Source organism: Marivibrio halodurans (assembly GCF_017963645.1).
Lineage (GTDB): Bacteria > Pseudomonadota > Alphaproteobacteria > UBA8366 > Aestuariispiraceae > Marivibrio > Marivibrio halodurans.
Genome location: NZ_JAGMWN010000013.1, coordinates 89,877 through 102,781, shown reverse-complemented (window position 1 = coordinate 102,781; position 12,905 = coordinate 89,877). Strand labels below are relative to the sequence as shown.

General features: G+C 66.6%; 13 protein-coding genes. 7 read left to right on the top strand and 6 right to left on the bottom strand.

All coding sequences use genetic code 11. The features are described 5' to 3' along the window. The coding region (locus KAJ83_RS18485) for a potassium channel family protein (protein ID WP_210683599.1) at positions 1-347 on the bottom strand (347 nt) is incomplete at its 3' end. A gap of 143 nt (positions 348-490) precedes the next feature. Here KAJ83_RS18485 and KAJ83_RS18480 point away from each other — a divergent pair. After that, complete coding sequence (locus tag KAJ83_RS18480; protein ID WP_210683598.1) at positions 491-1,612, top strand: PA0069 family radical SAM protein; 1,122 nt, start codon at positions 491-493, stop codon at positions 1,610-1,612. Here the strand turns inward: KAJ83_RS18480 and KAJ83_RS18475 are convergent. Together KAJ83_RS18475 and KAJ83_RS18470 are read right to left on the bottom strand one after the other, a co-directional pair. Beyond that, a complete protein-coding gene (locus KAJ83_RS18475; protein WP_210683597.1) occupies positions 1,604-1,900 on the bottom strand; it encodes a hypothetical protein in 297 nt (98 codons plus the stop codon). The genes KAJ83_RS18480 and KAJ83_RS18475 overlap by 9 nt on opposite strands. A 91-nt stretch (positions 1,901-1,991) precedes the next feature. Continuing rightward, positions 1,992-2,618: a hypothetical protein gene (locus KAJ83_RS18470; protein WP_210683596.1), complete on the bottom strand. Its 627-nt coding sequence runs from the start codon at positions 2,616-2,618 to the stop codon at positions 1,992-1,994. 334 nt (positions 2,619-2,952) lie between these two features. Here KAJ83_RS18470 and gpmI point away from each other — a divergent pair, with 334 nt between their 5' ends. From gpmI to KAJ83_RS18445, 5 genes are all read left to right on the top strand, one after another. Further along, positions 2,953-4,539 (top strand): 2,3-bisphosphoglycerate-independent phosphoglycerate mutase, encoded by a 1,587-nt coding sequence (gpmI, locus tag KAJ83_RS18465; protein WP_210683595.1) that lies wholly within the window; start codon positions 2,953-2,955, stop codon positions 4,537-4,539. A gap of 16 nt (positions 4,540-4,555) precedes the next feature. Beyond that, positions 4,556-5,950 carry a murein hydrolase activator EnvC family protein gene (locus KAJ83_RS18460; RefSeq protein WP_210683594.1) on the top strand — a complete coding sequence of 465 codons (1,395 nt, stop codon included), beginning with the start codon at positions 4,556-4,558 and terminating at the stop codon, positions 5,948-5,950. Next, a complete protein-coding gene (locus tag KAJ83_RS18455) occupies positions 5,947-7,392 on the top strand; it encodes a S41 family peptidase (RefSeq protein ID WP_210683593.1) in 1,446 nt (481 codons plus the stop codon). Before KAJ83_RS18460 ends, KAJ83_RS18455 begins: the two co-directional genes overlap by 4 nt. 134 nt (positions 7,393-7,526) lie before the next feature. Further along, positions 7,527-8,858, top strand: coding sequence for a divergent polysaccharide deacetylase family protein (locus KAJ83_RS19570; RefSeq protein WP_210683592.1), 1,332 nt, complete (start codon positions 7,527-7,529; stop codon positions 8,856-8,858). 73 nt (positions 8,859-8,931) lie between these two features. After that, a complete protein-coding gene (locus KAJ83_RS18445; protein WP_210683591.1) occupies positions 8,932-9,432 on the top strand; it encodes an RNA pyrophosphohydrolase in 501 nt (166 codons plus the stop codon). A 30-nt stretch (positions 9,433-9,462) separates the two neighbouring features. On the opposite strand, the gene KAJ83_RS18440 is transcribed toward KAJ83_RS18445, so the two are convergent. Beyond that, positions 9,463-10,218 carry a phosphoadenylyl-sulfate reductase gene (locus tag KAJ83_RS18440; RefSeq protein WP_210683590.1) on the bottom strand — a complete coding sequence of 252 codons (756 nt, stop codon included), beginning with the start codon at positions 10,216-10,218 and terminating at the stop codon, positions 9,463-9,465. A gap of 260 nt (positions 10,219-10,478) precedes the next feature. Here KAJ83_RS18440 and KAJ83_RS18435 point away from each other — a divergent pair, with 260 nt between their 5' ends. After that, the gene (locus KAJ83_RS18435; RefSeq protein WP_210683589.1) at positions 10,479-11,399 is read left to right on the top strand and encodes a putative metalloprotease CJM1_0395 family protein; all 921 of its coding nucleotides are present in this window, start codon (positions 10,479-10,481) and stop codon (positions 11,397-11,399) included. Positions 11,400-11,447: 48 nt separating this feature from the next. Here KAJ83_RS18435 and KAJ83_RS18430 read toward each other — a convergent pair whose 3' ends face one another. Then, positions 11,448-12,284 carry a ferritin-like domain-containing protein gene (locus KAJ83_RS18430; protein ID WP_210683588.1) on the bottom strand — a complete coding sequence of 279 codons (837 nt, stop codon included), beginning with the start codon at positions 12,282-12,284 and terminating at the stop codon, positions 11,448-11,450. Between the two features lie 173 nt (positions 12,285-12,457). Continuing rightward, positions 12,458-12,874, bottom strand: coding sequence for a F0F1 ATP synthase subunit epsilon (locus KAJ83_RS18425; protein ID WP_210683587.1), 417 nt, complete (start codon positions 12,872-12,874; stop codon positions 12,458-12,460). Between the last annotated feature and the right edge of the window lie 31 nt (positions 12,875-12,905).

Below are 12,905 nucleotides of genomic sequence, written 5' to 3'. Positions count from 1 at the left end.
GAAATGCCGGATACGTTTATGCAGACTCGTCGAGTCATCTGCTGATTATTGCTTGCAGCCGGGGCGGGCCATACGTTCGTCGCCCCCGCCTTATCGCCCACCCTGTTCAGGGAGTGGGCGATAAGGCCGACGAATATTCCGAAAACGATCAATCCGGATACCGCTTCCATCGCGGCCAATAGGCGCAATGGCTGACGCGGGGAAAAATCCCCGTAGCCAAGCGTGGTGATCGTGACGATCGAGAAATAGACGGCCGCCAACCGATCCGGATACTCAATGCCCTCCCCGGCGGACAAACCATACCCGCGGCAAATTCCACTGCCCTGGCCGGCGATGTAGACGCCCACGCCAAAAGGAACGAAGAAAGAACTTTACGTGTTCCTTTAATGTTCCCATACTCGCCCGCATGAGCAAACCCCTTCCCCATGGCGATACGTCCGGTCTTCCGGTGGATGGTTCCCCAGTGGAGGGTTCCCCAGTGGAGGGTTCCATGGAGGACGGCTATGGCGCGCATGCGCCGGACCGGCTGGCCGACCGGCCGGTGAAGGGGCGCGGCGCCGTTTCCAACCGCGACGGGCGATACGAGGCACTGTCGCACGACGCGGTGGATGACGGCTGGGGATCGGGTGGGGACGGGATCGATCCGGACTTCCCCCCACCGAAGCTGCGCACCAGCATCGGCATCGACGCCGCGCGCAGCATCATCACGAAAAACGATAGCCCGGACGTCCCCTTCGATCGGTCGATAAATCCCTATCGGGGGTGCGAGCATGGCTGCGTCTATTGTTTCGCGCGGCCGACCCATGCCTATTACGGCTTGTCGCCCGGCCTCGATTTCGAAAGCAAGCTGTTCTGGAAGCCGAATGCCGCGCACCTGCTGGAGAAGGAGCTCTCCCGCAAGGGGTATCGCCCGCGAACGATCTCGATCGGCACCAACACCGACCCCTATCAACCGATCGAGCGGGAAAAGCGGTCCATGCGCGCGATCCTGGAGGTGCTGGCGGATTTTCGGCATCCGGTCAGCATCGTCACCAAATCGGCCCTGGTGCTGCGCGATCTCGATATCCTAGGTCCGATGGGGCGCGACGGGTTGGCGCGCGTCAGCATTTCCATCACCACCCTCGACCGGCATCTCGCCAATGTGATGGAGCCGCGCGCCTCGACGCCCGGCCGGCGGCTCGACGCCATACAAGGACTGGCCGCGGCCGGCGTCCCGACGAGCGTCATGACCGCCCCCATCATCCCCGGCCTCACCTGTCACGAGGCCGAGGCGATCCTGAAGGAAGCGGCCGCGCGCGGCGCCGGTGGCGCCGGCTATGTCATGCTGCGCCTGCCGCTGGAAATCGCCGGATTGTTCGAGGAATGGCTGGCCGCCCATGCCCCGGATCGCAAGGACCGGGTGCTGAAACTGGTCCGCGAAATGCGCGGCGGCAAGCTCTACGACGCGCGGTGGGGGGAACGGATGCGTGGCACCGGCGCCTATGCCGAAACCTTCCGACAGCGCTACCGCATCGCCACGCGCCGGTTCGGCCTGGACAAGCCGCTGGGCGAACTCGATTGCTCTCGGTTCCACCGCCCGCCGCGTCCCGGCGACCAGATGGCACTATTCTAGAGCGTCCCCGATCGCGCGCATCGCCGGGCCCCAATCGGCCGGGACCGGCGGCCTGACCCCATCGCAGGCGCAGCCCGGCGGTTTGGTGCAGCGGTAATCGGCACGGATGCAGCTATCGCCGCAGGCCTTGCCCTTACGGCAGGTCTTGCAACAGGCCGCGAGTTGCGCGGTCCATGGTGCCGGCGTGACCGCGGCGCCGGTGTCGGCGGCCATGGCGGCCCCACTCGGCAACCCGATTCCCGGGCAAAGCCCGATTCCCAGGCAGAAGATGAAAAGAAGCGCGCGCATTCACGCCTCCCCGACGGCATTCCCGATCATCAACTTTTAATAGAAATAATATTAAAAAGCTATTTCAAAGGGTGGCCAATTCGGCCCACGGCTACAGATAGCCGAACGGCTTCGTCTTTCCGATATCCTTGGCAAGCTTCTTGGCGACGCGGCCCATCAACTTCCGTCCCTCCTTGGAGAGGCCGAGTTGATCCGGGAAGGGGGGGCCTTTGGAAACGCGGTCGACCAATCCATGTTCCGCCATCAGGATCAGCAGGCGCCGGATCGACTCCCGGCTGATGCCGAGATTCTGGAAGAGTTCGAACAGCACGGTTTGGCTCAACATCGGATAGATCTTGAGGTTGGCGGGCGTATCGACGCCGTACTTGGCCAGCAATGTACGATAATGTTTCTCCGACAGACCGGCATCGGAGAATTCGAGCATGAAGAGCAGCATCGTATAGGCCTCGATACTGGTCAGATGCGCCGCGTCCTGCCGGGCCAGGGCCGTACCCGCCGATTCCAGCTTACGATTGATCTCGTTCGCGAAGCCGCGCATCGCCAGGGCGGGTGTCCGCAGGATCGGGTCCGTTTGCCGGGATTCATCCGACCCGGCGGCGCCGGCCTTGTCCCCGCCGCCCTTATCGGCACTGCCTTTCTCGGCACTGCCTTTCTCGGCACCGCTCTTGTCGGCGCCGCCCTTTCCGGCGCCGCCCTTATCCGATTTCTTCTTCGCCATGCCGATACGCCCCCTCGCCGTCGGCCGCGCTTGTATCCCGCGATCCCGACGCCATATCCGACAGGGCCGCCGGCCTTGCCACTTTCCCGGTCGGGTCCGGTCCTGTAAAACGCCCCCGGCGTGTCGCGGGCGGCGTGGACAGGCAGGCGAATGCCCGTCCGCGCGCGCCATGATACGCTATCGGGAATGCCGTTCAACAGAACTGTGCGCCGACCGGCCGTTCCGAGGCCTCTATCGCCTCCGACACGGCCCGCTCCCCGGCCCGATATCCTGGGCATGGAGGGCACGTGGCGCGGAGGCGGCATTCGGGACCGTATCGAGATCGGTGAAGAGCATGACCCAGACCTCCCCCACCCCCCGCGACGGCGCACCCGGCGCGCGCCGGCCGAAACCCACCATCCTGTGTATCCTGGATGGCTATGGTGCGCGCGCGGAGACCGATAACAACGCCATCGCCGCAGCCGATACGCCGGTGATGGACCGACTGATGTCGACATGCCCGCATGCGGAATTGGACGCGAGCGAGCATCATGTCGGCCTGCCGGACGGCCAGATGGGGAATTCCGAGGTCGGGCATATGAATATCGGCGCCGGCCGGGTGGTGCTCCAGGACCTGCCGCGCATCGATCAAGCGATGGAGAGCGGAGAGCTGACCCGCAACCCGGCGCTCCTGGACTTCGCGGAGACGGTGAAGGCGCGCGGCGGCACGGCCCATCTGATGGGGCTTCTGTCGCCGGGCGGCGTCCATGCGCATCAGGATCACATCGCCGCGCTGGCGGAGGCATTGATCGATCTGGGCGTGCGGGTGGCCGTGCATGCGATCCTGGACGGCCGCGACACCCCGCCGCGCAGCGCGGAAGGCTATCTCAAGAACTTCGCGGTCGCCGCGCCGCGCGCGCGTATCGCGACGGTCTCCGGACGGTACTTCGCGATGGACCGGGATAAGCGCTGGGACCGCGTTAGCAAGGCCTATGACACGATAGCCAGGGCCGAGGGCGCGCATGCCGCCGACGCGCTGGACGCGCTCGCCCAAGCCTATGAGCGGGACGAGAAGGACGAGTTCGTCACCCCCACGGTGCTCGGCGACTATACCGGCATGGCGGACGGCGACGGGCTGCTGATGGCGAATTTCCGGGCGGATCGCGCGCGGGAGATTCTGACGGCGCTGCTCGACCCGATCTTCGACGGCTTCGACCGGGGCCCCGCGGTCGCCTTCTCCGGCGCGCTCGGCATGGTCGAATATTCCAAGTCGCTGAACACCTTCATGACCCTGCTGTTCCCGCCCGAAACCCCGCGCGAGACGCTGGGCGAGGTCGTCTCGACCGCGGGCTTGCGCCAACTGCGCATCGCGGAGACCGAGAAATACGCCCATGTCACCTTCTTCTTCAACGGCGGCGAGGAAGAGGTCTTCGAGGGGGAGGAGCGCATCCTCGTCCCTTCCCCCGACGTCGCGACCTACGACCTGAAGCCCGAGATGTCGGCGGAAGCGGTGACGGACAAGCTGATCGAGGCGATCGAGAGCGATCGCTTCGACCTGATCGTCGTCAACTACGCCAACCCCGACATGGTCGGCCATACCGGGGTCTTCGATGCGGCGGTGAAGGCGATCGAGACCGTCGACCACTGCGTCGGGCGGCTGGAGGAGGCGGTGACCGCCAAGGGCGGCGCCATGCTGATCACCGCCGATCACGGCAATGCGGACATGATGCTCGACACCGCCAGCGGTCAGGCCCATACGGCCCACACGATGAACCGCGTGCCGCTGGTTTATTGCGGGCCACGGGCCGAGGGCGCGGTGCTCGCCGACGGTCGGCTCGCCGATCTGGCGCCGACGCTGCTTGCCATCATGGGGCTCGACCAACCGGAGGCGATGAGCGGCACCAACCTGATCCGACGCGCCGACCGGCAGGCGGCGGAGTAGACCGGGACGGACGGCGATGGCGCGCGGCGAGGCGAGACGGGTGCGGGGCACCGGCCTGGCGGCCGCGATCGCCGGCGTCTTGATGCTGGCACTGGTCGCCCCTCCCATCGCCCCGGCGAAAGCGCAAACCGACCCCGCCACCGGAAGCGACGAGCGCGAGGCCAGCCAGGCGGAGTTGGAGAGCCTCAACCGGCGGATCGAGCAGACCCGCGCCAAGAGCCGCGCGCTGGAAGCCGAGGCGCAGCGTCTGGCGGGCGAGATCAACACCCTGCGCCAGGAACTCATCACGGTCGCCGAAAGCGCGCAGCAGCGCGAGGCCCTGCTCTCCGCGTTGGAGGACCAACTCGCGCGGCTGGAGGACGATCTGGCGGAGCGGCGCAAGGCGCTGACCCTGCGCCATGGTCAATTGAGCGGCACGCTGGCCGCCTTGGCGCGGCTTTCCGAGGACCCACCCCAGGCCGTCTTCCTCTATCCCGGCACGCCGGCGGAAGCGGTGCGCGGGGCGCTGCTGCTGAAATCGGCGGTCCCGGCGCTGGAGGGGCGCGCGCGGCTGCTGCGCGACGATCTGGAGGCGCTCGCCGCCGTGCGCGCGGATATCGACGACAAGATCGCGGAGTTGAACCGCACCGACGAAGCCCTGGCGGCGGATCGCGCGCGGCTGGAATCGCTGATCACGCGAAAGCGCGACCTCTACCAGCAGACAGCCGCCGTCTCCCAGCGCACCCAGCGCGACCTGCGGGAGATGGTCGAGGATTCCCAATCCCTGCAGGATCTCGTCGCGCGCCTCCGGGCGGCGGAGGCGGAAGCGGACCGGGCGGCGGAGGCCGCGCGCGCCAAGCCCGCCCCCGAGGCGCCCGGGACAGCCGAGGCACCGGAGCCGGACCAGCCGACGGCCCGCCAACTGGCGCGCGCGACACGACCCGCCGGTCTTCGTCCCTTTCCGGAGAAGGGGGCGATCACCGCGCCCGCGCGCGGCACGATCCTGCGCCGCTATGGCGAGAGCACCGGCTTCGGCTTCAACGCCAAGGGCCTCTATGTCGCCACCCGGGCCGACGCCCAGGTCGTGGCGCCGTTCGACGGGAAGGTGATCTATGCCGGTCCGTTCCGCGACCTGGGGCGTATATTGATCGTCGAGCATGACGGCGGATACCATTCGGTCCTCGCCGGGTTCGAGCGGATCGACGCCGTCGCCGGCCAATGGGTCCTGGCGGGGGAACCGGTCGGCGTCATGCCGTCCGCGCGTATCGCCCAGGCCGGGCCGAAGATCACGGTACAAGGCGATGAAGGCGGCGCCCCCGGATCGGCGGGTGACGGCGGGCGCCCGCAGTTGTACGTTGAGGTGCGGCGCGGCGGCCAACCGGTCAATCCGCTGCAATGGATCACCGCTGGCAGTCTGAAGGTGCATGGATGATTTCTGATCTCTCTCTCTTCCCCCCGCGGACGGCGTCCCTGGCCGTTCCGCGCCTCGGCGCCCGTCTTCTGGCGGTGCTCGCCGTGCTGCTGACGCTGGCCGGTCCCGCGCCCGCCCTTGCCCAATCGGAGGAGGGGGACGACGCCGCTCCCACCGAGACCCTCGACGCCGAGGGCGGAACCGACACCTTCGAGATGCTCGACCTTTTCGGCCAAGTGTTCGAACAGGTGCGCCGCGAATATGTCGAGGACGTCTCCGACAAGAAGCTGATAGAGGCGGCGATCCAGGGCATGCTGCGCAGCCTCGATCCGCATTCGGTCTATCTCAACGAGGAAAGCTTCGATGCGATGCGCACGAACACGCGCGGCGAGTTCGGCGGCCTCGGCATCGAGGTGACGATGGACGAGACCGGCTATGTCCGCGTGGTCTCGCCGATCGACGACACGCCCGCCTACCGCGCGGGTATCGAGGCCGGCGACCTGATTACCCATCTCGACGGGGAGGCGGTGCAGGGCCTGACCCTGAACGACGCCGTCGATCAGATGCGCGGCCCCGTCGGCAGCGACATCACCCTGACCATCGTGCGCGACGGCGGCGATCCGTTCGACGTCACCATTACCCGCGACAATATCCAGATCCAATCCGTGCGCAGCCGGGTCGAGGGCGATGCCGGCTATATCCGCATCACCAGTTTCTCCGGCCAGACGCAGAACGGGCTGGACCGCGCGATCGACGAGATCAAGGCGGAGCTGGGCGACGACCTGCAAGGCTATGTGATCGACTTGCGCAACAATCCGGGCGGGCTTCTGGATCAGGCGATCTCGATTTCCGACACGTTCCTCGACAAGGGGGAGATCGTCTCCACCCGTGGTCGCGAGGCGGAGAGCATCCAGCGCTTCCAAGCGACCGCCGGCGACCGGGCGAACGGCCTGCCGTTGGTCGTGCTGATCAATGGCGGTTCCGCCAGCGCCTCCGAAATCGTGGCCGGCGCGCTACAGGATCACGGCCGGGCGATCGTGCTGGGCACGCAATCCTTCGGCAAGGGATCGGTCCAAACGATCATGCCGCTCAACCGCCGGGGCTCGGCGATCAAGCTGACGACCCAGCGCTATTACACGCCGAGCGGCCGGTCGATCCAGGCCAAGGGCATCTCGCCGGATATCCTGGTCGAACGCGCGAAACTCGAAGTGCTGGAGAGCGGCGATCAGCGCACCGAGGCCGATCTGCGCAACGCGCTGACCAACGAGGAAGACGAGAACGCCGCCCCCGAGCCCCCCGAGACCGGGGAAGGCACCGACGAGGCGCCGGCTCCCGACAGCGAAAGCGGGGATGAGAACGTCGAGGCGGAAGCTCATGACCGGGCGATCGACGATTACCAACTGGCGCGGGCCCTGGACCTGATCAAGGGAATCGCGCTTTATCGCAGGCAGGCGGCCGAGTAACGATCGGGCGCCGCATCCCGGGCCCCGAATAGGAACGGGGCCCGGGACCGTCCTCATTCGGGCCGACGCGCCATGCCATCGGCGCCGCGGCCGGCAAGGCGGGACGCATGAAAGCGCCGAGGATAAAGCTTCCCATGTCACGGTCGGAGGGCGGATCGCCGTTTTCCCGGCTGATGGCGCGCGTGCGGGGCAAGACGGTCGCGACACCGACCAAGTTCCCGGACCGGACATCCGAAACGGATGACGACGACGATATCCCGGCGCATCTGAAGCCCACCTTCCTGGAACGGCACGGGCAGCGGATCGCGCTGGCCGCCGGCTATTTCCTGTTCGTGGCCGCGATCGCGGGCACCGGGCTCTATCTCTGGCTCAACGAGGATACGATCCTGGAGGCGGAGAAGGCGCGGCGCCCCTCCCTTCTGGTCGAGGATCTGCGGCCCGAGATCGTGCGTGTCGGCGCGGATGGGGAAGAAGCATCGCCGGAAACCGCCGCCCCCACGCCCGCCGGCGCCGCGCCCGAGGGTGAAGAGAGCGGCAATCAGGAAGCCAACCTCCAACAGGACGAGCCTGAACGCACCGCCGGGGCGGAACAGGCTCCGGTCGAGGGTGCGGAGGCCCCGGAAACGGCTGACGCGGAACAGGCGGCGGAGGATGTCGCCCTGTTGGCGCCCCATCCGGACCCGGCGCTGGTGGAGGAATCGCCGACCGGCCCCCTGCCCCGCATCGCGGCGGACGGACGCGAGCCCTGGCGCGTCTATAGCCGCCCCTTCAACGCGCTCGAGACCCGGCCGCGCATCGCCATCGTGGTGACGGATGTGGGGATCGCCGACGATACGACGGCGCAAGCGATCGCCATGCCGGGCCCTGTCACGCTGGCCATGGCCTCCTATTCGCGCAAGCTGACGGAGTATATCGCCGCCGCGCGCGATCGCGGCCATGAGGTGTTGCTGACCCTGCCGATGGAGCCGCGCGACTATCCGCGCAGCGACCCGGGTCCCTATGCCTTGATGACGACGATCGACGATGCCGCCAACATGGAGCGCCTCAACTGGGTCCTGAGCCGGGCGACCGGCTATATCGGCGTCGCCAACTATCAGGGCTCGGCCTTCACCGCGAACGCCACCGCCCTGCAACCCATCATGACCAGCCTGGCCGATCGTGGACTCGTCTATTTCGATACGTTGGAGGATGCGACATCCGCCGCGCCCCGGATCGCGACCGGCGTCGGCGCGCCGGCCGTCACGGCCGATATCGTGGCGGACGACACGTTGAGCCGCGCCGCAATCCTGCGCAAACTGAACGAGGCGGAGGTGATCGCCAAGGCGCGGGAAACCGCGATCGTGCTGGTCCGGCCCTATCCGGTGTCGATCGCGCGCGTGCAAAGCTGGGCCAAGGAACTGCAATCGCGGGGAATCGTCCTGGCGCCGCTCTCCGCCGTCATCCGTGCGCGGGCCAGCAGCAGTTGACCCCCTCCCCCGTCATGCCACATGACCCTTCGGACTTGACCGAACCGGCGACGCGGGGCAGCAAGAAAGGGTGATGCAGGACAGTTCCGACACGCGCCCCTATCGTGAATGCGTTGGCCTGATGCTGGTCAATCCATCCGGCGCGGTCTTCGTCGGCAACCGCATCGACACGCCCGGCGATCATTGGCAGATGCCCCAGGGCGGGATCGACACCGGCGAGACACCCGAGGAGGCCGCGTGGCGCGAGCTTCTGGAGGAGGTGGGTACCGACCGCGCCGAAATCCTGGCCGAGAGCGCGACATGGCATTCCTACGACCTTCCTCCCGGCCTTTCGCGTCGTGTCTGGAAGGGACGCTACCGCGGACAGACGCAGAAATGGTTCGCCTTCCGCTTCCTGGGCACTGATTCCGATATCGACCTGACCCGCCATACCCCGGAATTCGGGGAATGGCGGTGGGTCCCCCTCGGCCAGTTGGTCGATTTGATCGTACCCTTCAAGCGCGAGATCTATGCCCGCGTGGTGGAGGAATTCCGTCCGACGATCGAGCGTCTGCGCACCGGTGCCGGGACGTGATATAAGGGCTTGGGTTTTGGGTTCATGCGCTCAGGCTATGGGGCTCGTCGCGGGCTTGCGGCGGTTGTGGATGCCGCATTCCGTCTTGCCCAGGCCCGCCCACCGGCCCGCGCGCCGGTCCGTGGCGTCGGGATCGGGCTTGGCCGTGCAGGGCGCGCAGCCGACCGACGGATAGCCGTCCTCCCATAGCGGATGACGCGGCAGGGCGTAGTTATCGAAATACGCATCGATATCGGCTTCCCGCCACGACGCCAGGGGGTTGAGCTTCAGGCGGCGCCCGCCCTCCGGCGTCTCTTCCCATTCCACGCTTTGCAGAGTGGTTCGCGCGCCGCCCTGAAAGCGCTTGCGACCACTGATCCAGGCGGGGGCCCCGGCCAGGGCACGGTCCAGCGGCCGCACCTTCCGCAGATCGCAGCACCCATCGATGTCGCTGCGATGCAGCAAATCCTCGGGGTCCTCCGCCGCGCGCTCCTGGCCGTCGGGGCCGAGATTGATCACATTCGTTAGCCTTAGCCGATCGATCAGCAGATCACGATAGGCTAAAGTTTCCGGGAAATGCATGCCCGTATCGATGAAATAGACCGGCGCATCCGGGTCCACCCGGGCCACGAGATCCAGCAGCACCGCCGATTCCGCGCCGAAGGACGATACCGTGACTACCCGCGTGGGCAAGACCTCCAGCATCGATTTCGAAAGAAGGTCCAGACCTTCCAAGCCGGAGAGCGTCTCGAACGCGCGATAGAGCGTCGAGGGGTCGCCATCGGTCGGGCGGGCAAGGCGGGTCATGGCGGGACCTCCATGGCTGGCATGAGTGAAAGCGATCTGGCCCATAAGAGCCATCTTCTTTGGATCTATTTAAACATGAATCGTGTGTGAATCAATATTTCTATCATTTCTTTGTGTGTTTTTTCGCATCGCAACATCGCCGGCCGCGAGGCGCGGCCTCGTGATTCGCCTGCCCACCTGTCGGCGTGCTATAGGCAACCGATTGGCGATGTCTGGAAAATACCCGGGGCCGAACCGGACGGTCATTTGGTAACGCGTCGATGTACCTCGAAGCCACGAGCCAGAATACACTGCTCTTCGTCACGCGGCCGGCCGGCCCGTCGCGGGCGACCGCCGACGCGCCCATTGCCGGACAGGAGCCGGAAGCTGGGCCACCCCCTAGCCCTAGCCAGCCGGGCGGCGACGCGCCCGGCACGGTGGAGGGTGGACGCGCCGCCCCTCTTTCCATCGGGCCGGAGGGCCTGGCGCTCCTTCAAGCGCCGCGCGATGGGCGTAACGAACCGCGCCGCGGCCCCGACGATCCGACGCGGCCCGACGCCATCCCTTCCCGCGCCTCCAACCGATCAGGAGAGGAGGGGCGCGAGGACGGCCCGGACGGGCTGACGGACGCGGAGCGCGAGCAAGTTCGGGACCTTCAGCGCCGCGAGGCGGAGGTCCGCCGGCACGAGAACGCGCATGCCGCGGCCGGCGGCCCCTATGCCGGCGCCCCCAGCTATCAGTACCAACGCGGGCCGGACAATCGCCTCTATGCCGTCGGCGGCGAGGTCAGTATCGATGCCGCGCCGGTCCCGAATAACCCCGAAGCCACCATCGCCAAGATGCGCACCGTGCGCCGCGCGGCGCTCGCCCCGGCCGACCCGTCGCCACAGGACGCACGCGTCGCCGCCCAGGCACAGCAGGAAATCAGTGCCGCTCAGTCCGAACTGCGCGACGAGAGGCTGGAAGAGCAACAGCGGCCGGTGGGGTCGAGCGAAACGATAGACGGTCCGCCCGACGCCGAAGCGGCGCCTGCCGATGGAAATTTGGTGGCATTCGAGGATATGGCGCAACGCGCGCTCGCGAGCCGCCGCGCCTTCGCCGAAACACTCGCCGGACGCGACGAGGCTGTCCCCGCGCCCGGCACATTATACGCTCCGGACGGAAGCCCCATAGCCCGCGCGCCGATCGATATCAGGGCTTGATCGGATGCGGGGGCGGCTGGCCGACCCAAGCAATAGGGCGTTGCCCCGTCAGACCGCCCGCGCCTCGGCCCGAACCGCCTCGAATTTCTCCGCCTGGCGATGAATGCGGTTCAGCATGATCCTGGCGACCGCCTTGCGAACCGGCTCGTAAAGACGGATACCGCTCGCCTTCGCGATCATCGAGACCGCGCGGTCCATATGCTGCCGGCGATAATTCTTATAAACCGGGGCCATATAGAGGCGGTGGCACCGCTCCCGGTCGTAATCTTCCGTGCCATGAAGGTTGGCGGCGTAATAGGCGTAGCTGAGCTCGTCGTCCTCGGTCTCGTTGATACGGCCGATCGCGACCTTGAGGCGGCCAAGGCGCCCCAGCCCCTCGACATCGAGATATTTCCGAAGGCTGTCGTAGAACAGCTTATAGTGACGGAACTCGTCGGCCGCGATGGCCCGGCAAATCTGCTTCAGGACAGGTTCGTCGGTCGATTCCGCGATGGCGGAATAGAAGCTGCTCGTCCCCGTCTCGACGATGCAACGCGCCACCAACTCTCCGGAACGCGATCCGCGCACCGAATCCGTCGCCTCTAGCGGCAGACGGTAGCCGTCCAGGAAGCGCTGGAAGGCCGCATCGAAATCGAAGCTCGGATCAACCTTCTCGGCCCAGGCCGCCAGCGCCTTTCCATGCTGGATTTCCTCCCGGCCCCAGACACGGACATCGTCCTGGAATTCCGGGTCGCCCGAGAAGACGTTGCACAGATATTCGGTGTAATCGGCGCCGTTATGCTCGACTAGGGCAGCAGCCTTGATGAGCTTCACGACCTCCGGATTGACCTTGTCCGCATCGAACTTGTCCCAAGCGATATCGTCGAGAGTCCATCCAGCTTTCATCGGCAATCTCCCGGCCGCATCGCGACCGCCCCTATCATCGACCATCCTACCGGTCGGCCCGGGATCCCGTGGTCGGACCCGGATACCGCCGGTATTTATCGGAGGACGAACGCCGAGCCGGATTCACGGCCCACCGGGGTCAGCCCGCCCCTCAGGCCCCGTCACCGGCCCACTTATTTATAGGCGGGGGATTCAGCGGCCTGGAGCTTGGCGCGGGCCAGCGCGAGATCGGCCTCGGCGGCCTCCTTCTCACGCTCGTCCTTCGCATGCGACACGTCCTCGCTCAGATCCTTGATCTGGGACTGGGTCGCCGAAATATCAATATCCTCGATCGGCGTGGCCTGCTCGGCCAGAACGGTGCAGCGCTCGCCGGTGACTTCCAGGAAGCCGCCGGCGACGAAATAGCGCTTCTGGACGCTGTTGCCGCTGAAGACGGCGATGGTGCCCGGACGAACATTGGCGATCACCGGCGCGTGGCCGGCCATCACGCCCATATCGCCCTCCTCGGCCGGGATGACGACCATGTCGACATCCTCGGAGAGGAGCAGCCGCTCCGGGGAGACCACGTCGAAGCCAATCTTGTCGGCCATCGGCTATCCTTCCTCGAACGCCCTAAAGGGA

Coding starts and splice junctions, on each gene's coding strand:
- KAJ83_RS18460 (WP_210683594.1), top strand. CDS start 4,556: ATGGCGCGCGGCGAGGCGAGACGGGTGCGGGGCACCGGCCTGGCGGCC.
- KAJ83_RS19570 (WP_210683592.1), top strand. CDS start 7,527: ATGTCACGGTCGGAGGGCGGATCGCCGTTTTCCCGGCTGATGGCGCGC.
- KAJ83_RS18445 (WP_210683591.1), top strand. CDS start 8,932: ATGCAGGACAGTTCCGACACGCGCCCCTATCGTGAATGCGTTGGCCTG.
- KAJ83_RS18480 (WP_210683598.1), top strand. CDS start 491: ATGGAGGACGGCTATGGCGCGCATGCGCCGGACCGGCTGGCCGACCGG.
- KAJ83_RS18425 (WP_210683587.1), bottom strand. CDS start 12,874: ATGGCCGACAAGATTGGCTTCGACGTGGTCTCCCCGGAGCGGCTGCTC.
- KAJ83_RS18440 (WP_210683590.1), bottom strand. CDS start 10,218: ATGACCCGCCTTGCCCGCCCGACCGATGGCGACCCCTCGACGCTCTAT.
- KAJ83_RS18435 (WP_210683589.1), top strand. CDS start 10,479: ATGTACCTCGAAGCCACGAGCCAGAATACACTGCTCTTCGTCACGCGG.
- KAJ83_RS18470 (WP_210683596.1), bottom strand. CDS start 2,618: ATGGCGAAGAAGAAATCGGATAAGGGCGGCGCCGGAAAGGGCGGCGCC.
- gpmI (WP_210683595.1), top strand. CDS start 2,953: ATGACCCAGACCTCCCCCACCCCCCGCGACGGCGCACCCGGCGCGCGC.
- KAJ83_RS18430 (WP_210683588.1), bottom strand. CDS start 12,284: ATGAAAGCTGGATGGACTCTCGACGATATCGCTTGGGACAAGTTCGAT.
- KAJ83_RS18455 (WP_210683593.1), top strand. CDS start 5,947: ATGATTTCTGATCTCTCTCTCTTCCCCCCGCGGACGGCGTCCCTGGCC.
- KAJ83_RS18475 (WP_210683597.1), bottom strand. CDS start 1,900: ATGCGCGCGCTTCTTTTCATCTTCTGCCTGGGAATCGGGCTTTGCCCG.